Raw genomic sequence first — 25,168 nt, 5'->3', positions numbered from 1 at the left:
GCAGTCGGAGAGGCAATGCGAAACTAGAGAAAAATAGAGAATAGTGGGTAGCGGTTATTGCCGATAACGATAGGGAACACTTCAGGCAAGCGAGTACAGATAGGCGAAAAATTGGCGGAAACTGCAGAAATGGTGGGTGGTACTGGGATCGAACCAGTGACCCTCGCCTTGTAAGGGCGATGCTCTCCCAGCTGAGCTAACCACCCCGGAAGAAGAAAAAAATGGCGGAGCGGACGGGACTCGAACCCGCGACCCCCGGCGTGACAGGCCGGTATTCTAACCAGCTGAACTACCGCTCCGCTTATCATCCCGCTGTCGGTGGGGTACCGACTGGCGCTGAATTGGTGGGTGGTACTGGGATCGAACCAGTGACCCTCGCCTTGTAAGGGCGATGCTCTCCCAGCTGAGCTAACCACCCAATCAGCGCGGAAAACACAGACATTTGCCGTTTAGCGTTGGCTGTGTCATCCAGATGAGACGCGCATTTTAAGCATTTGAGTGAGCCTGTCAAATATTTTTCGAGGAAAATTTCGAACAGAACTCAATTGGTTAATTTGCGCACACTCCCCCAGTTTTTAAATCTGGCAGGGTCAAGACTGGGATGGTTTACCGGTAGATTTACGAGACCGTCGTGCCGTCGATTCACCGGCCGCGGGTGAACGCTTGGGCTGCGTCCCAGAGCGAGCAGCCTTCTGCCTGACGCTGCTGTTTTTACCGCGCTTGTCTGTCGCGCCTTTGTTTTCATTGTTGTTCTTGGCCGCACCTGTGGTCTCGGCCGCCGGCCGCTTCGACTCCGGTGCTCCAGGCGCGGTCCTACGCGTTCTCGAGCGTACGACGGAGCTGGCCATGTGCGCTACGGAAGCCGCTTTACGCTCGAGCGCGAGACGCCCTACTCTGGATTTTCGCTCTTCCGGTACGGTTTCTTCAGCCAGGCGCTGATTGATGTCGTCCAGCCTGTGCTGAATGGTTTCAACCTGCTCGTCCAACATCGCCAGATAGCGCGTACCTATTTTTGTCAGGCGCTGCCGCGCCCAACTAAACGTTCCCTCAACTGAATCCCTGAGTGACATGGTGTTCCCATTGTTATTGTGGGGGCCGCTCCCTTAGGAACCTCTGATTAAGCCTATTGGCGATTCTGGCTCTCCCTGAAAGCCGGAATCAAGGCGCGGCTTCGCAGGAAGGCTGATTGCCTTTCAAGAAGTCGCAACGTAGCAGTCCGGCTTTCAGGGAGAGCCCCTTTGGGCAAGCCTTGAGGGCCTCTCTGGACTGCGTTGCGAATCTTGGCAAGGACTACGCCATTGCCGGCGATCCGCGCCTTGCCAGAAAAGCCCTCAAGGCTTGCAGAATCGCCAATAGGCTTAATCAGAGGTTCCTTTGCTTAAGTCTAGACAGACTAAAGCAGTGCGCAACGCAGCAGGCGATAATTGAAGGAACTATTTTAGCGGGCACCATTTTATTGGGGGATGGACATCGAATTCAGGGTAAGGCCTCTCGAATCGGTCACGCTAGAACGGCCACCACCAATGGCCATCGTCTTGCGCCGCTTTGGCCGCTTCGCGTTCTGCCTCCAGAGCGGCGTAAGAAGACTCCAGCGCCCGGATCTGCCGGTCCGTTTCCAAAGGCTGGGTCGGTCCGCCACCGAAGGGCCAATACCAAGGGGCCGCTTCATACATCCCCTTGTCTTTCATCGATTCGATTTCTGCCTCTCGAGCGGCCTCCAACTCTTCCAGACGCCGTTCGTAGTCGTAATCCTGGTTGGCCTCTACAATCGCTACCGCTGCGTGATTGGGTGCCAACAAGTCGCTGTTTAAAAACTGGGTGGACGCAAGCTCCTGCTCGCCAGTCATTGCGAATTCCCGGGTCACCAGCTGCAAATCCCCACTGGCAAGCGCATGCTCTGGATTCAAATCCGGATGAGCCCGGGCTGGCGGCTCCACTTCGCTGTAGCGCAGGTAGTATATTTCACCGGCCCCGGCGTCCAGCTTGGCATCGGCAATACGGCTTAGGTCGAGGTCGTTGATCCCCTCGAGACCCAACAGGGGGCGCCGCATGATGATGTGTCGCGGCCCTGGGGCAACGACTAACCAGGTATAGCTGTCGTTGCGGAAGTTGAAATAATGATGGCCATCGACGTAGACGCTGGGAGACTCGATCTCATCCGCGGCCCATTGCGAGTGAGGCCGGTAGAAGTACAGCAAAGCATGGTTCTGCCGATCCCAATCGCTGTTGGGAATGTGTACGAAATCGTGCCCTGAAACCGGGTGTAGAAAGGCCCCTGTGCTCTTGCCGATCGACTGGTGAATGGCGCATCCACTCAGCAGTCCGGCAAGGGCAAGCAGTCCGCTAAGCGCGATGAGTGGCGCATTGCCCATGGTATGTCATCCCCTAATACCCTGATGAGCTCGGATGATAGCAACAGGCGGGCGAATCAAACCGAGAAGTACCGCAAGGGATGAATACAAACTGTTACATGAAAATGAGCCTATCCGCTGCTGACTATTAGCCGCCCCGCGCGCGCAGGGTATCGATCTCTTCGTTCAGACGGATCAGGCGGGAGTTGAGCTGGGCGCGGGCTGCATCGATGGCATCGATAGCACCCTCGACCTGGCCCAGCCTCTGGCGGGTATTGGCCAGCTCGTTACGCACCGACTGCAGGTTGCCGGACGACCCCTCCAGACTATTCAGACGGGCTACCAGCTCCTGGCGGGCCAGATCCTGCTCCCGGCCAAAGCGGTCAAGACGCTGCTCAACCGTACTCGCCATTTGCTGGGCGGTTTGCTCGACCTGCTGCAAGCGCGGCTGCATGCCTTCAACCGTCCCGGTCAGTTGCTCCACCGTGGCGGCCCGTTTCTCGGAAGCGGCCTGCAATGCCTCAATCTCGGCCTGCAAGCTGTCCGTCGTCGCCTTAACGCTATTTTTCAGCGTGCTGGTGGTCTCCTCCAGATAGGCTAGTGCGGCCTTATTAGCGTTGATCGCCTCTTTGTTGCGCTCATTCGCCACGGCCCACAGCTTGCGAATCTCGCTATCCGCTGTCTCGGTGCGCTTATTCAGCTTGGCAATCTCCCCCGAGAGATCGGACCCCTTTTCCTGCAGCGTCTCGCCGGTTTCACTAAGCTGACCCTCAAAACGTGCGAGCGCCAACTTGCTCTGGCGAGCCCAGTAGTCTGCTTCCTGCAAGCGCTCGGACATCTGGTCGATACGCTGTCCCTGGGAATACCAGCCCCAGCCTCCGGCGACTATCGAGAGAATGAGTAGAATGGCCAAAAACGCCGTAATACCACCCGAACCGTTACTCGATCCCTTGTCACGGATCACATCCTGCTTAGCCGTATTTCTGGGTGGTTTGTCGTTACCGGCACCCGCGGCTTTTGTCGATGTCCTTACTTCATCCCGCTCAGGACGTATCGGTTCCATGGTTTACCCCAAATCAATATGGTGAAATCTGTTCGGTATCGATCTTATCGATTCGCAATCGGTCACGCCAAAATTATTGAATGCCTGCACTTTAATCCTGGCGACAAACGGCATGGCGCAGTGACAGCAACCGTTGTGCGGCATCCTCGACAATATTTGCATGGCAAACAGGCAGTGCCTACAATGCTCGGCTTTCTTTTTAACATACCAGGACCTTGCTTATGCAGCCGCAAGTTGGTCTCATCATGGGCTCCAAGTCGGATTGGCCGACAATGGAGCATGCCGCCAACATGCTGGAAAAGCTGGGCGTCGCCTATGAAACCCAGGTTGTTTCGGCCCACCGCACGCCTGACTTGCTTTTCGAATACGCCCGTGGCGCCTCTGGCCGCGGCATTCAGGTTATTATTGCCGGCGCCGGCGGCGCGGCTCACCTGCCAGGTATGATCGCATCCCAAACGGCGCTTCCGGTGCTGGGGGTGCCTGTCCAATCGAAAGCGCTCAACGGTTTGGATTCACTGCTTTCAATTGCCCAAATGCCTGGCGGCGTTGCCGTCGGCACCCTGGCCATCGGCAATGCCGGCGCGACCAACGCCGGACTGCTTGCAGCCCAGATTCTCGGGCTTAATAATGCAAACATTCGCGACGCGGTGGAGCAGTTCCGTAACGACCAGACCCAGGCCGTCCTGGACAACCCGGACCCGCGGGCCGAGTAATTCGGGCCCCCGCTATTCTGAACGTTGCAGCAATTCGAACATCAACGGAGTAACCAATGCGCATTGGTGTTCTAGGAGCCGGACAACTTGGACGCATGCTCGCCCTCGCCGGCTATCCTCTGGCTAATCAGTTTGTATTCTACGATCTTTCGGGCAGCCCCAGCGTTGGCTTGGGCGAAGTCATTATCGACCGTAACCACGAGTACCTGAAAGATTTCCTCGCTCGGGTCGACCGGGTCACCTATGAATTCGAGCACCTACCGGTCGAAGTCGCCGAAATCATAGCCCGAGAGAAGACGGTCTATCCCTCGCCTCGAGCCCTGCAAGTGTGCCAGAACCGAGAGGCGGAAAAGACCTTGTTCGGCAGCCTGGGCATACCCACACCGGAATGGCGCATTGCCGAGAGCGCAGCCAACCTGCGCAAGGCAGCCGATGAACTGGGCTGCCCCGTGGTTGCGAAGTCGAACACCGAGGGCTACGACGGTAAAGGCCAGGCCGTGCTACGTTCGCCGGAAGAGGCCGATCACGCCTGGGCAGCCATTGGCCACGAAAAACTGATTGTCGAAAAGTTCGTCGACTTCAACCGCGAAGTCTCGGTTATTGCGGCTCGCGGCGAGGATGGCGAGGTAGCCATCTATCCCATGGCAGAGAACGTCCACAGAGACGGTATCTTGCGCTATTCCATTGCCCCGGCCCCCGGACTTCGGCCGGAGATTCAGGAAAGTGCCGAGCACTATGTCCGCACGCTACTCAACGAATTGGATTACGTAGGCGTGCTGGCACTGGAACTTTTCGAGACGGACGACGCATTGGTTGCGAATGAAATGGCTCCGCGGGTCCATAACTCTGGCCACTGGAGCATGGACGGTGCCCAGACCAGCCAGTTCGAGAACCACGTCCGGGCCATTACCGGCATGCCTCTCGGCAATGTCAGCCCTCGCGGCGTGAGCTGTATGGTCAACATTATTGGCGAGCAAGGCTCCATCAAGGACATCCTTCGCTTACCTTATGCACACGTCCATCTTTACGACAAGCTTGAGCGGCCCGGCCGCAAGCTGGGGCACGTTAATATCGTGGCCGACAGTTACGAGGAGCTCGTCTGGCGCGTCAGAAACTGCGCATGCTTCCTGCCGGGAGCGCCGGAGCTGGACTGCTCGCTCACCCGACGTTAGTGACTCTTAACACAAGCGCACTCTCTGGTTAGTTGACCCGGGCAATCAATTTATTGGGGTCGGCGTGCGTCGGCCCTTGAAAAAAATTCTGTTGCCCCAAACTGTTACGTCGTGGAATCGCCCCATACCGGGTGTTAAGCTTTGCATACCTAAGATCGCGAAACGGAACGGCGATTCAGTTTTCTAGGTATGTTGTTGAGCTGTTCACATCATCATAAATACTGTTGAGAGAACGAAGAGGGAGACCTTCCAATGGCATTTGAACTTCCTGCACTGCCTTACGAAAAGAACGCACTTGAACCGCACATCTCACAGGAAACCCTGGAATACCATTACGGTAAGCACCACAACACTTACGTCACCAAGCTCAATGGGCTGGTTGACGGTACCGCCGACGCAGAGAAGTCTCTTGAAGAGATCATCAAGAGTGCGAGTGCAGGTCCGCTGTTCAACAACGCAGCTCAAGTCTGGAACCACACCTTTTATTGGAACTGCCTGGCCCCGAACGGTGGTGGCGAACCTACCGGTGAAGCAGCCGATGCCATCAACAAGGCCTTTGGCTCGTTCGACGAGTTCAAGAAGCAGTTCAACGATAAGGCAGCCAACAACTTCGGTTCCGGCTGGACCTGGCTGGTCAAGAAGTCGGACGGCAGCGTAGCCATCGTCAACACCGACGATGCCGGCACGCCGCTAACAACCGCGGATAAGCCCGTACTGACGGTTGATGTGTGGGAGCACGCCTACTACATCGACTATCGCAATTCCCGTCCGAACTACCTTGAGGCGTTCTGGAATCTGGTCAACTGGGACTTCGTCAACGAGAACCTGGCTGGCTAAATCGCCTCGTCCGGACTGAGATCCAGTCCCGTGCGAAGAAAAAAATGCCCGCTCCCCGAGCGGGCATTTTTTATTGAAAGCTTGACCCACCTGCAGTGAACCCTGCGCTCTGTCCGGTTACTGGACATGATACGGACGCGACCGGTCGCACCCTACCCTCTATCGAGCTGACTATGTCCTCGGCATGAGGAGTCGCACCGTACAACCAAACATCACAATAAAACAAAAAACCAACAACGGCGATCTGCAACCGGCGTAACCTGTCCGAGGATGTGTGGACAGAGTTTGCGCTGTCCACGGCAACCTCATCGAGGACCGGCTGCAGCGAAAAGGATGCCGGTGAAATCATAACCGGAGGAATCGGAGGGCGATGTCGTTCCAGCCGATTCCCTAAGCGCTGAATCAATGGATAAAGAGTTTCAGTTCGAACATCGACTGGGCTACAGGATATTACGCTGGGTTCTGCTCATTGCGTTACTAAGCGGTATTCTGCTTAGCACGGCTCAGGCGTTCATCGATGCCTGGCGGGTTTCAGATGAGCTTGATCAGCAGGCCAACCAGAGCCTGGCCCTGGTGCGCGAGGCCGCCAGCCAAGCGGTTTACAGCATCGATGAAGAACTTGCCCAGCAGGTCGTGGATGGACTATTCCAACAGCAGGCCGTGCGCATGGCCAGCATTACACATCCGGATGGCGAACCCCTAGCCCGCCGCCAGCGCCCCTTGCTGCCCGCCGATTACCGACCTTTGACCGACCCGATTTTCCTCCCCGAGCGCAGCTACCGTACGCCGCTATCCCGGGGCGGTAACGATCCGACGATCTACGGCTATCTCGACGTCAACTACGATACCTCTTATACCGCCGCCTCATGGCTCGAACGCGCCACCCTGACCTTTCTCTCGGGCATCGCCCGGGCCGTGGTGTTGGCCATGGTGCTGTTCTGCGTTTTCCATATCCTGCTGACACGCCCATTGTTTCGAATCATCAAATCGCTGTCCCGGGTAAACCCGGACAACCCGGGCCACACCTTGCTGGAGCCACCCAAAGGCCATCACAAAGACGAACTTGGCCTATGGGTCAACGCCACCAACAACTTGCTGATGGCAATCACCGAGAACCTGGAAAAGCAAGCCGAAACAGAGGCAAGGGTCAGTCGTTTATCCCGCTACGACAAGCTTACCGGGCTGCCTAATCGCGAACTCCTGCTGGCCAACTTGGGCAGCTACCTGGACGAGCATCGACGCAACAATCAATCTTTGGCCGTCTTCTGCTTCGGCATCGACGACTTCAAGGGCGTCAACGAGCAACACGGCTACCATATGGGCGACCAGCTCTTGCAGACCGTCGCTGAACGTCTCAACGGCGACGGTCCCAATGGTCCGCTGGTCGTCGCGCGGCTAGGTAGCGATCAGTTCGTTGTCGTGGACCGGCATCTCCGGGATGGCTACCAGGGTGCCGCTACCTCGGAGTGGTTACTGCAAAGAATTGCCCAGCCAATTAGCCTGGCTGGGCGCGTTGTTTCGGTGACAGCTACCATTGGCATTGCGCTGTATCCCGCTGACGCCGACCACAGCGAACAACTGCTGCAACGCGCGGAGCAGACGATGACATTGGCAAAGACCGCCGGCCGCAATCAGTTCCAGTTTTACGTTGCCAGCGTCGACCAAGAAATACGCAGCCGGAAGAAACTGGAGAAAGACCTCCAACTCGCCCTGCCAAGCCATCAGTTCCACTTGGTCTATCAACCCCAGATTAACCTTGAAACCCGGCGGGTCATCGGTGCGGAGGCCTTGTTACGCTGGGAGCATCCGGAACACGGTCTTGTCCCACCGGATCAGTTCATACCGCTGGCCGAGTTCAATGGCTCCATCGTCGATATTGGCCTCTGGGTGCTCGACCAAGCCTGTGCCCAGGCAGCCGAATGGACAAAGGCAGGTATGCCGATCCGCATCGCCGTCAATTTGTCCGCCGTTCAACTACGTCAGGACGACATCGTCGATACGGTTCTTAGCACCCTGAAACGTCACGCCATTCCGCCAGGCAGACTAGAGCTGGAAGTGACCGAAACCGGCTTCATGGAAAATCTGGATAGCGCGATAGAGAAACTGAGCCGGCTACGCAGCGAAGGTATCAACATTGCCGTTGACGATTTCGGCACGGGCTATTCATCCCTAACCTACATCAAACGACTGCCGTTACAGCATCTGAAAATCGATAAGCAGTTCATCCATGACTTGCTCGTTAACGAAGAAGATACCCGGATCGCCAATACCATTATTGATCTGGGGAGGAGTTTAAATCTCGATGTCATCGCCGAGGGCGTGGAAACCGAAGAGCAGGAGTTCTACTTGCACAATCGCGGTTGCCAACTCGCTCAGGGCTACTACTTCAGCAAACCGCTCAAGCCCGATGATTTCGCACGCTTTGTGACTGACTTTCACCATAAAATCACCGTGGATTCAACCGAACGTTAAATCTGCTTCGCTGATTTGGACATGTCTACCCGCCCGCATTTTGATGCTCGGCCAGATCGGCCAATTCCTACTGGGTAGCGGCAACCGCGGCCGTTATCACGGTTCCCGGGAAAGCAAGGGCCAGGGCGCAACCACAATCGTTGGCCTGGTGCCATTCAGTTCTCCTACAGCCTGATCTTCCACGCGATGGACGATAAAGAGCGTGAAGCGACCTTACGCAGTAGCACGGCCGGGGCCGTACTCGCCTTCCAGCCGGAGCTTATCGAGCGTTTCTGCCCTACTCTGGACGCCCTGGGCGAAAAACACCCGGCTGCCCGCTCTAGACCCGCACTACGTAAACTGGACCCAAGCAGACGCTTGAGCAGGCGTTGTCGCAACGGGTCGGCGTGGACTATCGCCCTTGCTCAAACCAGCGGTTATTAACGCTTGCGAGGATTGCTTCTGCGTGACGCACAAATGTTCCTGACCCTATAAAGAAAATGGCCGGCAATTGCCGGCCATTTCGATCATTCCACCTGATTCTGTTTCATGTTATCGGGAAGCATGCGGTTGCGATTGAACAACTGCTCGATAGGCGGACGTGTCGCGTCGTCTGGAATGTCTTTATCAAGCTTGCGACTGAGACCTAGATTGATCTCCCACAGCCCTTGATACTTCTCATCGGTAATCGCGACAGTATCGCTTTTGTGCAACAGGATCGTCGGTCGCAGGAACACCAGAAGATTGCGCTTGGTCGTGGTTTCGGACTCGGATGAGAATAGCGCCCCGAGATAGGGAATATCGCCCAGCAGCGGTACCTTGCTCTTCTGAACACGGTAGTCCTCGCGAATCAGGCCGCCAAGAACAATGGTCTCGCCGTTGTCCGCCAGTACCGTGGTCTTGATCTCGCGTTTGTTGGTGACGATATCGGAGGCCGCGTCGATGCTGTCTGCGATGGATTCAGTGGTCTGTTCAACCGTCAGCTTCACCAGTTGGTCTTCGCTGATCGACGGCGTGACTTTAAGTGTCAGACCGACATCGCGGCGCTCAATCGTGGTAAACGGATTGTTCAGGCCGGCGCTGGTATTAGTGGTTTGACCGGTTACGAACGGCACATTCTGGCCCACGACGATTTCAGACTCCTGGTTGTCCAGGGTAATAATGCTCGGCGTCGACAGCAGGTTCGCCGCCGTGGAGTTCGACAGGGCCTGGATCAGCACCCCCCAGGTAACACCATCCTCATCACGCTGACCCAGCCCCAGAGACAGCCCACCAGTTGCAGGCGTAATCAGCTCATCTGTCGCGATAGCGCCGATAACGGCTCCGAGACTACGTCCGACGTTGTCAAAATTAGAGCCCGCGATGGGTGTCGAGCCACTGCCTTCATCGCCAAGCGCAAACTGGACGCCTAAATCCTGACCCAGTTCGTCGCTGATTTCGACAATGGCCGCTTCGATCATGACCTGCGCGCGACGCACATCCAGCGCGTCGACGATGGCGTCCACTTCCTGCATGAGCGAAGGCTCGCCACGCACAACCAATGCATTCAATCCCTCGTCTGCAAAAATGGCGAACCCGCTGTTCCCGCCGGACGGGCTCGATCCACCGGAGGCCTGCTGGCCTTGCTGCTTTTCACGCGCGACTTCGCCCATCACGCCCTTGAGTAGCTCGGCAAGAGATTTAGCGTCAGCATGCTTGAGACGAACGACTTTCGTGGTGCCGCCCGATGCAGATGGCTGATCCAGCTTACGGATCAGGTCGCGCATCTTGTCGCGGAAGTTCTCGTCGCCGCGGAGGATCAGGCGGTTGCTGCGCTCGTCGGCTGTGACACTGTACTTATTGGCCGCGTCGTTGGCAGATTTGCCCAGTTCTGCAGGCGCCAGTTCCTGCAACAGACGGACCATGTCGCCCACCCAGGCTTCATCGAGCTGCATCACTTCCACTTCGTACTTCGACGGGCTGTCCAGCTCGCTGACGATATCCTCGATGCGGTCGATATTGGACGCATGGTCGCTGATAATCAAAGCGTTGGCGGCTGCCACGCCGGCGAGGTGACCGTATTTTGCGACCAGCGGACGCAGGATGGGCACTAACTCCAGCGCATTGGCGTTGTTGACCTGGATGACCTTGGTTATCAACTGTTCGGAAGGAATCGTCGTGAAACGCCCCAAGGATTCGGCGGACTGCTTGGCGTCCACCTGCTGCACAATCTTGATGACCTCTTCGCCCGGGATTGCCGTGAAGCCATGCACCTGTAGTACCGCCAGGAACAGGTCGTAGATCTCGTCTTTATTCATCGGGGCCGAAGAAAGCACCGTGACTTTACCTTTCACCCGCGGATCCACCACAAAGCTGTATCCGGTGATATCGGCAATCTGCGTTACAAACGCGCGAATGTCGGCATCTTTGAGGTTCAGCTTCCAGGTTCCCTCCTGACTGTGAACGACCATACTCAGGGGAAGGAGCAAGGCCAGAACCAGAGCCCGAACAAATGGCGTCTTCAGATTAGTCATGCAGTGCTGGTTTCCTGTACAGGCTTTCTTACAGATGGGCTACTGTCGCCCACCCTTGTTGTAATGTCACGTTGTAATGTCACGTTTAATCGCTGTTGTTCCACATACGTTCTATGGCTACTGGGGGAGCGCGTAATTGACCGTAAAACTGACACCGTCACGCATGACCTCCACCTCAATCTGAGGCATGTCCCGCCAGGAGTTGAGCAACTCCCGGTCCTGCTCGATATCTCCCAGCGACTGGCCATTGATCGCGGTAATCACATCGCCGGACTGCAGATTCAAGGCCGACAGCATGGGGTTCGATCCGTCGTAGACATAACCTTGAGTCGTACCCGGTTCTACCGGGCGCAAACCATACTGCTGGAGCGCAGCATCCCCCTGCGCAGCCAACTCGGCCTGGGCCTCTTCAACGAACGCCTCCGGCGAGGCATAATCCGCATCCTCAACTTGCGATACCATACCTTCACCCTCGCCCTCTTCAAAGGCCAGGGATTCAATTTCACCATTGCGGCGGATCAAAATGCGCTGTGATTCAACTTCAGCCAATTCGATGTTGCCGGGCATCGTCTCGCCAACGCGGTAGTACGCTGTGGAGCCGTCGGTCCCTGAAACTATAGCACCGGACAGTTCCGGGCGTGTGGCCACGAGGACGCCCTCAAGCTTCATTCGCAGGTGGGTTTGCGGCGCAGATCGCCGTACCGCTTCCGCCACCGGCGTGCCGGCATCCGGCCGGCCAAACAGATCGTAGGCGGCCAATGGCTGAGATTGCCCTGTTTCACCCGCAGTGGAGGACTGAGAGCTCGTCCTGGGCCCGACCATAACGGGATCGGTCCAAACCAGCATCCAGGTCAAACGGCCCATGATCCAAGCGGAATAGATAACCAGACCAATAAGCAACACGTTGGCGATCCAGCGAGGCACACTGGCAAACGGCGTTGCGTAGCGAACCGAAGCCATCGTTTACCCCGCTGGCATGACGCGCTGACGCACACTGAAAACCACATCGCCGGGCGCAGCATTGCCCGACCAGGGTTGATTGACCAAATCCAGCATTCGCCGGAATACCTGAATCTGCGCCATACCGTCCGGCTGAAGGTTGGCACTGATTACCGGATCCGGGCTATCCGCAGATGAAATCTGCAAATCTATCCGCCCCTGCCGCTCATCCACGCTGGCCTGCATGGCAGGTAGCACTGCGCTTTGGGTCGAGCCGCCCATTGGCCAAGTGACCTGACCTCCAGGCCAACTTGCGCGCCCATTAAGTTGAGTCAGCGATCCGTCCGTCATGGCGAGGGAAAGGGAGTTTACGTTGACGTTACCCTCGATCATGGCGCCTCCGCTACGCTGTATTTCTCGGCTGAACTCAGAGATGTTGATATGACCGTCGGCCGAGAGCGCCATAGCGTTGACACCGGTGAGCCGAACCTCGCCCTGCAGGCTGGATTTCGAGGTTTGCACCCGCCAACCGACAGGCAGATAAGCGTCCTCGTCGATGAGGCCATCGATATGCCAGCCCACCTGGAGCGAATGCCCCATAACACGGGCCTGTAAAGCCCCGTTCCAGAGCTGGCCCGAAACCTGTTCGACAGCGACACCGGGCGGTAAGGGAACAGAGTCGCGGCTCAGGTGCCACACCCAACCGGCGGGAATCCAGAATACCAACGCGACAAGATAGACGACCAATCCTAGCAACGTCAGTAACACCACTTTGCCGGGTCGCAGAAAAGGAGATTCTGGGGTATCAGTCATACATATTCAGGACATGGATCAACGCGTCGTCACGCAAGTGAACCGGAGTCTAACAAACCGCCACCACAAGTGCATGACGCAGTCCAAAAAAAACCCCACGCCTAAGCGTGGGGCCTTTTATGACCGGAAACGGTCGTCGGACCGGGTGAGGGTCGGCTTACATCATGCCGCCCATACCACCCATTCCGCCCATGCCGCCCATATCCGGCATGCCGCCACCTTTCTCGTCTTCCTGCTCGTCAGTCACCATCGCTTCGGTGGTGATCATCAGGCCGGCAATGGAGGCCGCTGCCTGCAGGGCTGAACGGGTCACCTTGGCGGGATCCAGGATGCCCATTTCCAGCATATCGCCGTAGGCTTCAGTAGACGCATTGTAGCCGTAGCTACCTTCGCCCTGACGTACCTTGTCGACCACAACAGACGCTTCGCCGCCTGCGTTGGTTACGATCTGACGCAGGGGTGCTTCCATCGCACGGCGCAGGATGTTGATACCTGCTTTCTGCTCTTCGTTATCAGCCTGAACTTCGCTCAGTGCTGAAAGGGCGCGAATCAGGGTTACGCCGCCACCGGCCACGATACCTTCTTCGACCGCAGCGCGGGTAGAATGCAGCGCGTCTTCGACACGGGCCTTCTTCTCTTTCATTTCAACTTCAGAGCCCGCGCCAACCTTGATCACGGCCACACCGCCAGCCAGCTTGGCAACGCGCTCTTGCAGCTTCTCTTTGTCGTAGTCGGAGGAGCTGTCTTCGATCTGCTTGCGGATCTGCTCAACACGCGCTTCGATATCGGCCTGAGCACCCGCACCATCGATGAGGGTGGTGTTTTCCTTGGTGATATTCACGCGCTTGGCTGTACCCAGATCATCCAGCGTCGTGTTTTCCAGGGACAAACCAACCTCTTCGGAAATCACAGTACCGCCGGACAGAATCGCGATGTCCTGCAGCATTTCCTTGCGACGATCACCGAAGCCAGGCGCCTTCACTGCGGCAACTTTGACGATACCGCGCATGTTGTTGACCACCAGGGTAGCCAGCGCTTCGCCTTCGATGTCTTCGGCGATGATCATCAGCGGCTTGCCAGCCTTGGCCACGCTTTCGAGAACCGGCAGCAATTCGCGGATGTTGGAGATCTTCTTGTCGACCAGCAGGATGTACGGATCGTCAAGCTCAGCGGACATGTTGTCCTGGTTGTTGATGAAGTACGGGGACAGGTAGCCACGGTCGAACTGCATACCTTCAACCACGTCCAGCTCGTCTTCCAGGCCACGGCCTTCTTCAACGGTGATAACGCCTTCTTTACCCACACGCTCCATGGCGTCGGCGATAATCTTACCGATGGTTTCGTCACCATTGGCGGAGATCGTACCGACCTGGGCAATGTTGCGGCTGTCGTCGCACGGCTTGGCCATCTCACGGATCGCTTTAACCGCGAATGTAGTGGCTTTGTCGATACCGCGCTTGAGGTCCATCGGATTCATGCCCGCGGCAACCGCCTTCAGACCTTCGTTAACGATGGACTGAGCCAGTACGGTCGCCGTCGTGGTGCCGTCACCCGCCGTGTCGTTGGTCTGGGAAGCGACTTCCTTGACCATCTGCGCGCCCATGTTCTCGAACTTGTCTTTCAGCTCGATTTCCTTGGCGACAGAGACACCGTCCTTGGTCACGGTCGGTGCGCCGAAGGACTTGTCCAGAACCACGTTACGGCCTTTCGGCCCCAGAGTTACCTTAACGGCGTCGGCCAGAATGTTGACACCTGCAACCATACGCTTGCGGGCTGAATCGCCAAATTTAACGTCTTTAGCTGCCATAGTAATCTTTTCCTGTATTCGTATATTCGTTAAACAATCTTCGAATGACGCGAGTAAACGTAGAGGCTGGGCTTAGCTTTCCAGCACACCGTAGATTTCGTTCTCGCTCAGAATAAGCAGGTCTTCACCGTCGATCTTCACAGTGTTTCCAGCGTACTGACCAAACACCACGGTATCACCGACGTTCACCGCCAGCGCACGGGTTTCGCCATTGTCGAGAATACGGCCGTTGCCGATGGCGAGCACTTCGCCCTGGGACGGCTTTTCCTTGGCGTTGCCCGGTAGGACGATACCGCCAGCGGTCTTCTCTTCCTCTTCCTTACGGCGTACGACAACACGATCGTGTAGCGGACGAATTTTCATTGCTCTTTTCTCCAGTAGTCAGATTGCGACAAAAGTCAGATTGTCTTTGGCAATGAGGTTTACCCAAAACGCCGGGGCTCGTAAGCACCTGTTTTGTCAGGATCTTCGTGACCCACAGCAAACTTGTGGTCCTTATGTGGGGTTACGGCCCGGCATTTCAACACCCCCGGTGAAAAAAATTTTCACTTTTTTTCTAACGCATCCCGGTCTTCGGAACTCTTGGTGTCGTCTTCCTGCCGACGGTATTCCCCCTCGATAATATCGTCACGACTAAAGGGGGAACGTCCGAAGGGATCTTGACCGCCGGCGGTGAAGTGAAAACCGCTGCGAGACGCACCGGCAACGACCATTCGCTTTAGCGCGTGGCTGGCCAGCCAGCGCCGGGTTGGCGGCAGCAGGCATAGAAAGCCGACGGCATCGGTAACGAAGCCCGGCGTCAGTAGCAGGGCCCCGCCGACTGCCAGAATCAGCCCTTCGGCCACCTCCCGGGCGGGCAACTCACCGCTGTTGATGCGCTGGTTGGCCCGGAACAGCGTCGCAAGCCCCTGCTGACGCAGTAGGGCGGCGCCAACCACGGCGGTTAACAGAACCAGGCCGATGGTACTTAATGCGCCGATAATCCCACCCACCTTGATCAGGATGACCATTTCGACGATAGGCAACACAATGAAGGCTACAAAGAGAAAACCCATGTCGCCGCTCCTCAATAACGAATGTCTCCAGCCGATGAAGCCCATCGACGCTCTGGTATACTCTTGCTCGCCAAATTTACCGACTCACAATAATCAACTCACATAAACACCAATCCACAACAAACAATTAGGGCGTAACATGAAACTTCAAGATTCAGTGATTGCGATTACCGGCGGTGGCCAGGGACTAGGTCGGGCCATGGCGGAGTACCTGGCGGCGCGGGGCGCGCGGCTGGCCTTGATTGACTTGATGCCGGAAAAGCTCGACGAGGCCGTCGCAGCCTGCAAAGCCGCTGGCGGCCAAGCCATGGCGTATACCTGCAACGTCGCCCGCGAAGAAGAAGTCGAGTCCACCTTCGCCGCCATTCACGACGACTTCGGCCAGCTTAACGGGCTGATCAACAATGCCGGCATTCTACGGGACGGCCTGATGATCAAGGCCAAGAACGGCGAAATCGAAAAGCGCATGAGCCTGGCGGAATGGCAGGCAGTGATCGACGTCAATCTGACCGGCGTGTTCCTGTGCGGCCGCGAGGCGGCCACCCAGATGATCAAGCACGGTGACAAGGGCGTGCTCATCAATATCAGCAGCATTTCCCGCGCCGGCAACATGGGCCAGAGTAACTATTCGTCGGCGAAAGCGGCCGTCGCCGCCCTGGTCCCGGTCTGGGCCAAGGAACTGGCTCGCTACGGCATTCGCGCCATGGGCATCGCGCCCGGCTTTATCGAGACTGAAATGACCGCGTCGATGAAGCCCGAAGCACTGGAAAAGATGACGGCCGGCATCCCCCTCAAGCGCATGGGCAAACCGGAAGATATTGCCTCCGCCGCGGCCTTTATCATGGAGAACGACTACATGTCCGGTCGCATGATCGAGGTGGACGGTGCCCTCCGTCTCTGAGCCGTCTATCGAGAGCGGCATCAGTCGCGAGCAGATCATCTGGCAGGTGGTCTGCACCATCCCGCCCGGGCGCGTGGCCAGCTACGGCCAGATTGCGCGGCTGGCGGGATTCCAGGGACTGGCCCGCTTCGTGGGCCGGACCCTGAGCCAACTTCCGGACGGTTCGGAGGTGCCTTGGTACCGCGTCCTGAAGCAAGACGGACGCGTCGCGTTTTCACCGGATTCCAATCGTTACGTTCAGCAGTGCCAACGGCTGACCGAGGAAGGGGTGCTCGTGAAAAACGGCCGCGTGTCCATGACACAGTTCCGCTGGACACTGTGAGCCGTTCAGTTCGACTGCCGGCCGCCCTCCTCCTCTTCGCCTCCCTCGTTGGCCGGGGCCAAAGCGTCCAGCCGATCGCCATGACGCAGCATGTACCAGGCGAGCAGGATGGCCGGAATACCCATCACGGCGGAAACGAGAAAGAACTGATCGTAGCCGAAAGACTCGACAACGATTCCCGAAAAACCACCGATGAATTTGCCCGGCAAGGTCATTAGCGAGCTGAACAAAGCGTACTGCGTTGCCGTAAACGCTGCACTGGTCATACTCGACAACCACGCAATTAAGGCCACATTAGCGATCCCACCGCTCAGATTGTCAGCGCTGACCACCAAAGCCAGGGTGTAAATATCGGGTGGATACTGGGCGATCACCATAAACAGCAGATTACTGAGTGCGCCGAGAACCGCGCCCACCAACAGGATGGGACGCACGCCGTAACGCACGACCAGGACGCCGCCCAATCCCGAGCCCGCAATCGTCATGGCGAAACCGAAAATCTTGGTGACGTCGGCAACGTCCGTTTTGGAAAAGCCCATGAAATTGAGATAGAAGGGATTGGCCATGACCCCCAAAGCGATGTCGCAGATACGGTAGACTGCCACCAGTACCAGTATCGCCACCGCCAGGTCACGATAGCGGCGAAAGAAATCAAGGAATGGACCGACGATAGCCGCAGATGTCCAGCCGGCCAGCTTGGCCACCTGCGGAGAAAGGTGGGCGCGCTTGAGCGTCTCCCGCTCCACCGCCTCGGCCAGGTCTTGAGCCGCTGCATAGTGATTGGCCCGCGGCTCCCGGACAAAAAGAACGGTGACGATACCGATGCCCACAAGCAACGCCATCACTTGATAGGATATTTCCCAGGACCAGTATTCCGCCAGATAAAGAGCCCCCGCCCCGGCCACCAACAAGGCGACCCGATAGCCAAAAATGTAGGCTGCCGCCAGTGCCGCTTGAATCCTGGGTTCGGCAATTTCGATCCGGTAAGCATCGATGGCCACATCCTGTGTCGCCGAGGAAAAAGCCACCAACAGCCCGCATAAAGCCATCAGTGTCGGAGCCGATGCGGCATCGACACCCGCCATCAATAACAGACCTGCGGCAATACCTACTTGTGCCAGCAACATCCAGCTTCGCCGCTTGCCCAGTAAACGGTCGAGGACAGGCAAAGGCAAACGGTCTACTACGGGCGCCCAGAACACCTTGATCGAATAGGTAATCCCCAGCCAACTGAAAAAACCAATCGTGGCCGTTTCCACGCCAACATCCGCCAGGCGGGCATTAAGTGTGGAAAACACCAGCAGAAAAGGCAGGCCCGCAGAAAAGCCAAGCAACAGGAGGGCAAGTACCTGCCAGCGAGTAAACGTGTAAATCGTCTCCCGCAGGAGGTCGCGTCGGGTCCGGGAAGTGATTGCGGCGGCTCCGTCAGTCGCGGAAGTTGTTGTATTGCAACGGCAGCTCAAGCTCCGATTCTTTGATCAGTGCAATCGCCGCCTGCAGGTCGTCACGCTTCTTGCCGGTTACCCGCACCTTGTCGCCCTGAATGCTCGCCTGCACCTTCATCTTGGCATCCTTGAGCAGCTTGACGATCTTCTTGGCGTCCGGTGTTTCAATACCTTGACGCAAGGTAAAGTGCTTTTTAACCAGTTTGCCGGAACGGCTGTCGCCGCTTTCTTCCAGAGCGCGAGTGTCGACGTTGCGCTTGGCAAAAGCCATACGCACCATATCCAACAACTGCTCGAGCTGAAACTCCTGCTCTGCGCTCAATGTGATGCCCTTGTCGTCAAGCTCAACATCCACCTCGACGTTTTTGAAATCCCAGCGGTTGCCCAGCTCGCGTTTGGCCTGGTCGACAGCATTGGTGACTTCGTGCATATCAATTTCAGAGACGATATCAAAAGAGGGCATGCTCAAGCTCCAAAAATGCGGACGCGGTCACGCAACCGAACACGTGCACCGAAATTGGATCCGCAGGTTTTACAAATGAAAGCGGCAGGCGGCACGATTCGCGTTATACTTGCCGCGCCTGGATTAGAATATCAAGTTGGCTTCACAGCCGCACCCTGGATCGGACCCTGAGAGTCGTCAATCAGCATGCCCAACCTGGATCTCCCCATACTCGTCGTCGACGATGCCAAATTTAGCAGCATGGTTGTTGCCCGCACGCTAAAGAAAGCCGGCTACCGCGATGTACGTATCGCCCACAACGCTCCGGACGCCGTGGGGCTGATGGAGGATCGACCGGTAAGCGTACTGATTGCCGATTGGCTCATGCCGGAGATGGATGGCCTGGAACTGACCGACCGTGTGCGTCAGCTGGACGAACAGGGCAACCACTATACTTACGTGATGCTGCTGACAGCACGTGAAAGCGTCGATGCGCTAGCGGAAGCGTTCGATCGCGGTGTGGACGATTTCATCTACAAGTCAGACATGAGCAAGCAACTGCTACCACGGATTTTCGCCGCCGATCGCATGGCGGATCGACAAAATACGCTACTCATGGCCAACGCCCTGCTCGTGGAGAACAACCGTGAGCTTGAATCGCGCAACATCATCGATCTGGAAACCGGTCTGTGCAACAACGCCTATGCCCGGGAGCGGCTGGAACGGAGTCTACGCCAGGCCGAATCCCGCGGTGGCGCGTCGGCCTATGTGCTGGTAGGCATCCGTAACTGGCAGCCGCTCAAACGCCAGCACAGTGCCGGAACCATGAGCGAGCTGGCGGTGGGCATCGGCCGCCGGCTCAGTCACCTGATTCGCCCCATGGATACCCTGTGCCGGGTCGGCGACAATCAGTACGCCATCGTCGCGCATTTCGATAACCCTGAGCACTGCTCCGTCAGCGCCTTCCGGCGTATCTACGACGGCATTAATCACAAGGCGCTCAAAACCACAGCGGGCTACATTTCGGTCGAAGCCGGTATGGCGCTGTGCCGCACGGACATCCAGCATGGAACCCCAAGCGTCGCGGACGTCGAAAAAGCAGCGGTCCAGGGCCTCATGGACGCGTACGAGACCCGGCTGTTTACGGAAACCGCCCCCGATGTGTTGCAGGAAGCCTAGTGTGCCGTGCGGCTAATTCGCTGATCTACTGAGCCCCTGAAAGCTTTGAGAGCAAGGCGCGGTGGCGAAGGTTTGGTGGTTCCAAATCGAGCCAGCGCAACGCGGCTATCAAAGCTCTCAGGGGCTCCCGAAGGGCGCATCGCTGACGACGCTGGGCCGTCGTTCCCAAACCTTGACGGGGAACCACCCCGCCTGCGGCTTGGCGCCTTGTCCAGCGCCGTCAGCGACGCGCAGTAGATCAGCGAATTAACCGCACGGCACACTAGAACCCCCTGTAAATCCGGGAACGGGCTCACAGCACAATCCGTTACACGGGCATACACATCACAAACAGACTTCTCCGGCGTCAGCCCCTAATATCTCAATCGTGGATGTAAGCAGTACCCCCCATGACGGAGGAGTGAGCAGTCTTCCAAGTAAGCAGTCTGGAGAGTCAGTAGTCTTCCAAGCGAGCAGTCTGGAGAGTCAGCAGTCCCTTCGTCGCAGTATGGGGGTTTTACCTCCCAACGGATTAACGAATTTTTCAGGCACTTTCGTTCTTTCCTTATTTTTAGGCGGGCTGGTTTATCCAGCCCGCTTTTTTATTTCGTTTATTTTTCACGCTGCCTACTTTTGACCCTGCCGTTGTCCTGCCAATCTGCCGATTCAAGCGCATCTATACCTCCCAAACATTGATTTAGCGACGCCGCACCTTTATTAATACGGGAAACCATCGAACGGGTAACCGTCAATAACAACGGTACGCATGAAGACGACCACACCCCTGGGCTCCGTATCCGTCGCCGCATTGCGCCAATACTTGCGAGCGGCCGATCACAAGAATATCGATACCCAATCGTTGCTCACCGACGCAGGACTGGACCCGGAGGCACTGCCCGCCGACGACGCCAGGATCGACGGCGCACGTTTCCAGCATTTCATCCGCCAGCTGGCCGATGCCAACAGCAACCCCATTCTGGGACTGGAAACCGGCGACTACGTCCAGCCAGGTTCCTATAGCGTGCTGGGCTACATCACCATGAGCTGCGCCACGCTGGGAGAAGCCATTCAGTACATCATTCCCTACGAGAAGCTGGTGGGCGATTTGGGCATCACCCAGTTTTTCGTGCAAGACGACGAGATGCACCTGGTCTGGCAGTGCGCCTACACCGACCCCATCGTGCGAACACAAGTGATCGACAACGTGATTGCCTCCTGGATCAACTATGCCCGCTGGCTGGGTGACGAGCCGAATACCCGCCCACGGGCAGTCTACCTTGAGCACCGTTCGCCGGGACCGGACTATGAGTCTGCCTATCAAACGCGCTGGGGCTGCCCAGTGCACTTCGAAGCCAGCGACAACCGGGTGGTCGCCGCCAAGTCGCTGCTGGACGTCCCCCTACGCCAACCCGACCCGAACCTGCGCCGGACTTTAGAAGCCCACGCCCAGAACCAAATGGCCGGCATCGAACGTCACACGGCGCTGCTGACCCAGGTGAAAAATGCCATTCGCCATCAATTGCTACAGGGTGTGAGTCGACAGGATATCGTGGCCGAGCAATTGGGTATGACCAGCCGAACGCTGCAACGCAAGCTCAGCTACGAAGGCAGCAGTTACCAAAAGCTGCTGGACGCCGTCAGGCAGTCGTTGGCCGAGGACCTCCTGGGGAATACCGAACTTCCCATTCCCGAAATCGCCTTCCGGCTCGGCTTCAGCGAAACCACCTCGTTCCATCGGCGGTTTAAGAACAGTGCCGGGATAACGCCCGGCGAGTATCGGGAGCGGCACAAGTGTGCGCGGTAGACCTCTACTCTGTCTTCAGTCGACGCAGCACAGACTCATTGTCGGCGCCAAGCTGGCGGCCCGTATGTGACGCTTCACAGGGCGTCTGGCTGAACTTGATGGGATGACCGATCTGCCGTTGCGCTCCACCGGTTTCCCTGGGCACATTGATTACCATGTGGCGGGCCTGGATCTGGGGATGGGCCGCCGCTTCCTCCAAGGTCAGCACCGGCTCAACGCAGGCATCCTGCTCGGCAAAGATGCCCTCCCAGTCCGCCAGGTTACGCTGGACAATGGCTTTGGCCAGCGCTTGCTTCAGCTTCTTTTGATGCGCCGGATTCTGGCTCAGGCCAAAACTCTTCATCTCCTCCAGGCCCAGCACGTCGCACAAACGGGTCATGAACTGCGGTTCTAGGCTGCCGACCGACAGCCAGCGACCATCGGCGGTCTCGTAATAGTCGTAGAAGCTGCCACCATTGAGCAAGGATCGCTCCGGTCCCGGCGATTCACCGCCCGCGAGGTGAGCAGCACCGGTCATGGCATTTAACGCGAAGGCCGCATCGGTCATGCTGACGTCAACACATTGTCCATCGCCAGTACGCTGGCGATGCACCACAGCGGCGAGTATTCCCATCACCGCGTGGTGGGAGCCACCCGCTACATCCGCCACCTGGATACCCATCGGCGGCGGTCCGGTTTCTTTTCGGCCGCAATGACTGCTTACGCCAGCGAGCGAGAGGTAGTTGATATCGTGCCCGGCCCGATGCTTATACGGGCCCGTCTGACCGTAACCGGTAATAGCACAGTAGATCAGCGCTGGGTTAATGCTTCGCAGTGCGTCTTCATCCAGTCCCAGACGCTGCATGACCCCGGGGCGAAACTGTTCAATCACGATGTCATAGTCAACCACGAGGCGCTTTACGAACTCGATGCTTTCGGGCTGCTTGAGGTCTAGGGCGACGGAGGCCTTGCCTCGATTCAGATACGTGTGTGCGGTGCTGACACCGTCGTCATGGGGCGGCATCACCCGCGTCAGGTCCATGCGATCCGGTGCTTCGATACGCAGGACTTCCGCGCCCATATCCGCCAGCAGCATGGTCGCGTAGGGCCCGGGCAATAGCGTGGTGAAATCGAGAATGCGCAGACCTTCCAGCGGACCTGACATAGCCCTACCTCCTTCGTTACGAGTTTATTCAGCCCGACAGCCTGCCTCTAACCGCTGCAAACGCCAACGGCATCAGGCGACATTCTCATTGGCCACATCTTCCAGAGCGTCCCGGTACCCCAAGGAAGTTGCAAACCAGGGGTGTCTTCTTATGATAGGCAAGAACTTACGGGACCGCTGTTCCATGAACGGGAAGGATGATCTGTCGGTGACGCATTTCTTGACGCGGGGCAATTCATGGCAAATCTGACGGTTTCCGGGCATTTCGTACGGGCCGCGCTATGCGGCGCTGAACGTCAGCAGCTTGAAACACCCGCTCTGCTGCGCCGTGCCGGCATCTCGCCGGAGTTGCTTCGTGCGCCAGGCGCCCGAGTCAACAGCGCCCAGTTCAGCCGCCTGATGCAGGTGATCTGGCAAGAGATGCAGGATGAGTTCATGGGAATGGGACCGCGGCGCTGCAAGCCCGGCACCTTTGCCACCATGTGCTCGCTGCTGATTGGCTGCTCGACATTGGAGAGCGTTCTGCTCAGGGCTTATCAGTTCTCCAATCTGTTCGAAAACCCCGTCTGTATGCGTCACGAACGCCGCGGCGAACAGATTGCGCTGGTACTGGAAGTGGATGGCCCCACCCACGATCCACTCTTGTTCTTCCGCGAGAGCATCCTGGTGATTTGGCATCGGCTGTGTAGCTGGCTGATCGGCCAGGCTATTACCCTGGAACAGGCCTGCTTCGACTACCCCTATCCCCTCCATGGCGATGAATACCGGCATATCTTCCACTGCCCGCTGACCTTTGAAGCAGACAGAACCGAACTGATTTTCAGCGCCCGATTTCTGTCGGCACCTGTCATTCGCGATCGACCGGAAATGAAACGTTTCCTCAAAACCTCGCCGGCCGACCTGCTGGCCCGGCCGGACGAAGGCAACAGTTATACCGGCAAAATTCGAGGGCTGATCGGCCGGGATTTCTCCCGTCCGGTTCCCGATTTCGAATGGATCGCTTCGAAGCTACATGTGAGCCCACAAACCTTGCGGCGCCGGCTGAAGCAAGAAAACACATCATTCCAGGAGATCAAAGATCTGCTGCGTCGCGATCTGGCCATTTACCACTTGGGAAAAGAGGATCGGGCGATTAACGACATCGCCCTTTTGGTCGGATTCACGGAACCTTCAACCTTCCATCGCGCTTTCAAGAAATGGACCGGCATGACACCGGGCGCCTGGCGCGAGGGAGAGACTCAGGAGGGCGATTGAAGTCGGCGTATCAGATCACCCAGTGTGCGGGCCAGTTCTTCGGTGGTCGTTTCCTGTCCACCCAGCTTGATCCAACGCGAACCATCCCGGGGATCGTAGATAAAGCACGTACGTTCAACTGGAACGCAGTCCCAGTCGAGTAACGGGTTTAGGCCATAAACCGGAAAACCGTTGGAAACCACTTCCGAACGCCCTTCCGCCACCTTACGGGTTTCCTGTACCTGCAGCTCGCCGGACTTGGCGATAACGCGATACTGAACATCCGGCTCGCCGTCAGTGCGTACTATCTTGTCGTTACCCGCACGTTTGTCGCTACCCGCACGCCAGGCATTTTGCGAGAGCAGACTGTTAGCATGCCGTTCGAGCGCTTCTAACGGCGTGTCGGCAAGGTACAGGCGCTGCAAATCCTTCACCGAGTCGCCGCTGGCCGGTTCGATCGTGGCCACCGGCTCACCGTTGCCCTTCGACTGACTCGCAGTGCCCTGCTTCTTGCGTGACTGCTCGATCGTGGTAATGAGCTCGAGCGCTTGAGTATAGTGTTCGCCCTCGCTACCGGCCTGAGTCACATAACCGTCGAGCGCCGCCATGGCCTCGTTCAAATGTCCCGCCTCATACATTACGCGGCCACGGTAGAACGCGTAATCGTCGGGCTTCTTGGTTTCCAGTGTCTGCAGGCGGTTCAGGTACTCACCGGCCTCGCCCCACTTCTGGTTTTCCACCGCCTGTTGCACCGCCAGCATCAAACGGCGCGTTTCATGCTCGGGCGGCAACCCGTAAGCCAACTGGGTCAATAGCAACCCACCGACAACAACACCCATCCATCTGGTTTTCATCCTGAAATCTCCACAGGGAACATCACTGGTTACGCGTTGGATCCATTAAAGTGTCTGCCATTCGCGGGGAGGATTCAACCTGACAGATTGACGCGTATGGTATTGTGCTTTGTGACCTGAATTCCATTCGAAACCACGAGGCCTGACAATT

Annotated in this window: 22 protein-coding genes and 3 tRNA genes; 10 read left to right on the top strand and 15 right to left on the bottom strand. The window is 57.3% G+C overall.

Annotated features, from left to right (window positions below; translation table 11 throughout):
• Positions 1–130: 130 nt before the first annotated feature.
• The 3 genes from FXO11_RS06945 to FXO11_RS06935 form a co-directional block, all read right to left on the bottom strand.
• Positions 131–206, bottom strand: a tRNA-Val gene (locus FXO11_RS06945).
• Between the two features lie 16 nt (positions 207–222).
• Positions 223–299 (bottom strand) — tRNA-Asp (locus tag FXO11_RS06940).
• A gap of 43 nt (positions 300–342) precedes the next feature.
• Positions 343–418 (bottom strand) — tRNA-Val (locus tag FXO11_RS06935).
• Positions 419–848: 430 nt separating this feature from the next.
• Here FXO11_RS06935 and FXO11_RS06930 point away from each other — a divergent pair.
• The gene (locus tag FXO11_RS06930) at positions 849–1,055 is read left to right on the top strand and encodes a hypothetical protein (RefSeq protein WP_148862309.1); all 207 of its coding nucleotides are present in this window, start codon (positions 849–851) and stop codon (positions 1,053–1,055) included.
• Positions 1,056–1,505: 450 nt separating this feature from the next.
• On the opposite strand, the gene FXO11_RS06925 is transcribed toward FXO11_RS06930, so the two are convergent.
• Both FXO11_RS06925 and FXO11_RS06920 read right to left on the bottom strand, forming a co-directional pair.
• Entirely contained in the window at positions 1,506–2,372 is an 867-nt protein-coding gene (locus FXO11_RS06925; RefSeq protein WP_148862308.1) for a DUF2846 domain-containing protein, read from the bottom strand.
• Between the two features lie 127 nt (positions 2,373–2,499).
• Positions 2,500–3,414, bottom strand: coding sequence for a coiled-coil domain-containing protein (locus FXO11_RS06920; RefSeq protein WP_148862307.1), 915 nt, complete (start codon positions 3,412–3,414; stop codon positions 2,500–2,502).
• Positions 3,415–3,635: 221 nt separating this feature from the next.
• On the opposite strand from FXO11_RS06920, the gene purE reads away from it, so the two are divergent.
• The 4 genes from purE to FXO11_RS06900 all read left to right on the top strand — a co-directional run bounded on the left by purE (position 3,636) and on the right by FXO11_RS06900 (position 8,608).
• The gene (gene purE / locus FXO11_RS06915) at positions 3,636–4,127 is read left to right on the top strand and encodes a 5-(carboxyamino)imidazole ribonucleotide mutase (RefSeq protein WP_148862306.1); all 492 of its coding nucleotides are present in this window, start codon (positions 3,636–3,638) and stop codon (positions 4,125–4,127) included.
• Positions 4,128–4,183: 56 nt separating this feature from the next.
• Positions 4,184–5,299 (top strand): 5-(carboxyamino)imidazole ribonucleotide synthase, encoded by a 1,116-nt coding sequence (locus FXO11_RS06910; RefSeq protein ID WP_148862305.1) that lies wholly within the window; start codon positions 4,184–4,186, stop codon positions 5,297–5,299.
• 252 nt (positions 5,300–5,551) lie between these two features.
• On the top strand, positions 5,552–6,136 hold the full coding sequence (gene sodB / locus FXO11_RS06905) for a superoxide dismutase [Fe] (RefSeq protein WP_148862304.1): 585 nt from the start codon (positions 5,552–5,554) through the stop codon (positions 6,134–6,136).
• A gap of 405 nt (positions 6,137–6,541) precedes the next feature.
• On the top strand, positions 6,542–8,608 hold the full coding sequence (locus tag FXO11_RS06900; RefSeq protein ID WP_148862303.1) for a putative bifunctional diguanylate cyclase/phosphodiesterase: 2,067 nt from the start codon (positions 6,542–6,544) through the stop codon (positions 8,606–8,608).
• 506 nt (positions 8,609–9,114) lie between these two features.
• Here the strand turns inward: FXO11_RS06900 and gspD are convergent.
• The 6 genes from gspD to FXO11_RS06870 form a co-directional block, all read right to left on the bottom strand.
• Positions 9,115–11,100 (bottom strand): type II secretion system secretin GspD, encoded by a 1,986-nt coding sequence (gene gspD, locus FXO11_RS06895; protein WP_148862302.1) that lies wholly within the window; start codon positions 11,098–11,100, stop codon positions 9,115–9,117.
• Positions 11,101–11,217: 117 nt separating this feature from the next.
• A complete protein-coding gene (locus FXO11_RS06890) occupies positions 11,218–12,060 on the bottom strand; it encodes a type II secretion system protein N (protein ID WP_148862301.1) in 843 nt (280 codons plus the stop codon).
• 3 nt (positions 12,061–12,063) lie between these two features.
• Positions 12,064–12,852: a type II secretion system protein N gene (gene gspN / locus FXO11_RS06885; RefSeq protein ID WP_148862300.1), complete on the bottom strand. Its 789-nt coding sequence runs from the start codon at positions 12,850–12,852 to the stop codon at positions 12,064–12,066.
• Positions 12,853–13,009: 157 nt separating this feature from the next.
• Positions 13,010–14,659 carry a chaperonin GroEL gene (groL, locus tag FXO11_RS06880; RefSeq protein WP_148862299.1) on the bottom strand — a complete coding sequence of 550 codons (1,650 nt, stop codon included), beginning with the start codon at positions 14,657–14,659 and terminating at the stop codon, positions 13,010–13,012.
• Positions 14,660–14,731: 72 nt separating this feature from the next.
• The gene (groES, locus tag FXO11_RS06875; protein WP_148862298.1) at positions 14,732–15,022 is read right to left on the bottom strand and encodes a co-chaperone GroES; all 291 of its coding nucleotides are present in this window, start codon (positions 15,020–15,022) and stop codon (positions 14,732–14,734) included.
• 182 nt (positions 15,023–15,204) lie between these two features.
• Entirely contained in the window at positions 15,205–15,714 is a 510-nt protein-coding gene (locus FXO11_RS06870; RefSeq protein ID WP_148862297.1) for an FxsA family protein, read from the bottom strand.
• 139 nt (positions 15,715–15,853) lie between these two features.
• On the opposite strand from FXO11_RS06870, the gene FXO11_RS06865 reads away from it, so the two are divergent.
• Positions 15,854–16,615 (top strand): SDR family oxidoreductase, encoded by a 762-nt coding sequence (locus FXO11_RS06865; protein ID WP_148862296.1) that lies wholly within the window; start codon positions 15,854–15,856, stop codon positions 16,613–16,615.
• Positions 16,599–16,937, top strand: coding sequence for an MGMT family protein (locus FXO11_RS06860; RefSeq protein WP_148862295.1), 339 nt, complete (start codon positions 16,599–16,601; stop codon positions 16,935–16,937). Before FXO11_RS06865 ends, FXO11_RS06860 begins: the two co-directional genes overlap by 17 nt.
• Before the next feature lie 5 nt (positions 16,938–16,942).
• On the opposite strand, the gene FXO11_RS06855 is transcribed toward FXO11_RS06860, so the two are convergent.
• Complete coding sequence (locus FXO11_RS06855; protein ID WP_406565644.1) at positions 16,943–18,310, bottom strand: AmpG family muropeptide MFS transporter; 1,368 nt, start codon at positions 18,308–18,310, stop codon at positions 16,943–16,945.
• A 52-nt stretch (positions 18,311–18,362) separates the two neighbouring features.
• Entirely contained in the window at positions 18,363–18,845 is a 483-nt protein-coding gene (locus FXO11_RS06850) for a YajQ family cyclic di-GMP-binding protein (RefSeq protein WP_148862294.1), read from the bottom strand.
• Between the two features lie 186 nt (positions 18,846–19,031).
• Here FXO11_RS06850 and FXO11_RS06845 point away from each other — a divergent pair, with 186 nt between their 5' ends.
• Both FXO11_RS06845 and FXO11_RS06840 read left to right on the top strand, forming a co-directional pair.
• Positions 19,032–20,003 (top strand): GGDEF domain-containing response regulator, encoded by a 972-nt coding sequence (locus FXO11_RS06845; protein WP_148862293.1) that lies wholly within the window; start codon positions 19,032–19,034, stop codon positions 20,001–20,003.
• Between the two features lie 745 nt (positions 20,004–20,748).
• On the top strand, positions 20,749–21,786 hold the full coding sequence (locus tag FXO11_RS06840) for an AraC family transcriptional regulator (RefSeq protein WP_148862292.1): 1,038 nt from the start codon (positions 20,749–20,751) through the stop codon (positions 21,784–21,786).
• A 4-nt stretch (positions 21,787–21,790) separates the two neighbouring features.
• On the opposite strand, the gene FXO11_RS06835 is transcribed toward FXO11_RS06840, so the two are convergent.
• Entirely contained in the window at positions 21,791–22,930 is a 1,140-nt protein-coding gene (locus FXO11_RS06835; RefSeq protein WP_148862291.1) for a CaiB/BaiF CoA transferase family protein, read from the bottom strand.
• A 237-nt stretch (positions 22,931–23,167) separates the two neighbouring features.
• Between FXO11_RS06835 and FXO11_RS06830 the strand changes: the two genes are divergently transcribed.
• Entirely contained in the window at positions 23,168–24,184 is a 1,017-nt protein-coding gene (locus tag FXO11_RS06830) for an AraC family transcriptional regulator (RefSeq protein ID WP_148862290.1), read from the top strand.
• Here FXO11_RS06830 and FXO11_RS06825 read toward each other — a convergent pair.
• Positions 24,169–25,017 (bottom strand): hypothetical protein, encoded by an 849-nt coding sequence (locus tag FXO11_RS06825; RefSeq protein WP_148862289.1) that lies wholly within the window; start codon positions 25,015–25,017, stop codon positions 24,169–24,171. The two genes, FXO11_RS06830 and FXO11_RS06825, sit on opposite strands and share 16 nt — an antisense overlap.
• Between the last annotated feature and the right edge of the window lie 151 nt (positions 25,018–25,168).

Source organism: Marinobacter fonticola (assembly GCF_008122265.1).
In the GTDB taxonomy this organism is placed as follows: domain Bacteria; phylum Pseudomonadota; class Gammaproteobacteria; order Pseudomonadales; family Oleiphilaceae; genus Marinobacter_A; species Marinobacter_A fonticola.
The sequence above is the reverse complement of the archived record's forward strand: the minus strand, read 5'-3'. Positions and strand labels throughout refer to the sequence as shown.

Excerpts from the sequence above, each read along its gene's own strand:
- FXO11_RS06920 (WP_148862307.1), bottom strand. The coding sequence starts at position 3,414 with ATGGAACCGATACGTCCTGAGCGGGATGAAGTAAGGACATCGACAAAA.
- FXO11_RS06890 (WP_148862301.1), bottom strand. The coding sequence starts at position 12,060 with ATGGCTTCGGTTCGCTACGCAACGCCGTTTGCCAGTGTGCCTCGCTGG.
- FXO11_RS06830 (WP_148862290.1), top strand. The coding sequence starts at position 23,168 with ATGGCAAATCTGACGGTTTCCGGGCATTTCGTACGGGCCGCGCTATGC.
- gspD (WP_148862302.1), bottom strand. The coding sequence starts at position 11,100 with ATGACTAATCTGAAGACGCCATTTGTTCGGGCTCTGGTTCTGGCCTTG.
- FXO11_RS06835 (WP_148862291.1), bottom strand. The coding sequence starts at position 22,930 with ATGTCAGGTCCGCTGGAAGGTCTGCGCATTCTCGATTTCACCACGCTA.
- sodB (WP_148862304.1), top strand. The coding sequence starts at position 5,552 with ATGGCATTTGAACTTCCTGCACTGCCTTACGAAAAGAACGCACTTGAA.
- FXO11_RS06865 (WP_148862296.1), top strand. The coding sequence starts at position 15,854 with ATGAAACTTCAAGATTCAGTGATTGCGATTACCGGCGGTGGCCAGGGA.
- FXO11_RS06840 (WP_148862292.1), top strand. The coding sequence starts at position 20,749 with ATGAAGACGACCACACCCCTGGGCTCCGTATCCGTCGCCGCATTGCGC.
- FXO11_RS06925 (WP_148862308.1), bottom strand. The coding sequence starts at position 2,372 with ATGGGCAATGCGCCACTCATCGCGCTTAGCGGACTGCTTGCCCTTGCC.
- purE (WP_148862306.1), top strand. The coding sequence starts at position 3,636 with ATGCAGCCGCAAGTTGGTCTCATCATGGGCTCCAAGTCGGATTGGCCG.
- groL (WP_148862299.1), bottom strand. The coding sequence starts at position 14,659 with ATGGCAGCTAAAGACGTTAAATTTGGCGATTCAGCCCGCAAGCGTATG.
- FXO11_RS06870 (WP_148862297.1), bottom strand. The coding sequence starts at position 15,714 with ATGGGTTTTCTCTTTGTAGCCTTCATTGTGTTGCCTATCGTCGAAATG.
- FXO11_RS06845 (WP_148862293.1), top strand. The coding sequence starts at position 19,032 with ATGCCCAACCTGGATCTCCCCATACTCGTCGTCGACGATGCCAAATTT.
- groES (WP_148862298.1), bottom strand. The coding sequence starts at position 15,022 with ATGAAAATTCGTCCGCTACACGATCGTGTTGTCGTACGCCGTAAGGAA.
- FXO11_RS06850 (WP_148862294.1), bottom strand. The coding sequence starts at position 18,845 with ATGCCCTCTTTTGATATCGTCTCTGAAATTGATATGCACGAAGTCACC.
- gspN (WP_148862300.1), bottom strand. The coding sequence starts at position 12,852 with ATGACTGATACCCCAGAATCTCCTTTTCTGCGACCCGGCAAAGTGGTG.
- FXO11_RS06910 (WP_148862305.1), top strand. The coding sequence starts at position 4,184 with ATGCGCATTGGTGTTCTAGGAGCCGGACAACTTGGACGCATGCTCGCC.
- FXO11_RS06900 (WP_148862303.1), top strand. The coding sequence starts at position 6,542 with ATGGATAAAGAGTTTCAGTTCGAACATCGACTGGGCTACAGGATATTA.
- FXO11_RS06825 (WP_148862289.1), bottom strand. The coding sequence starts at position 25,017 with ATGAAAACCAGATGGATGGGTGTTGTTGTCGGTGGGTTGCTATTGACC.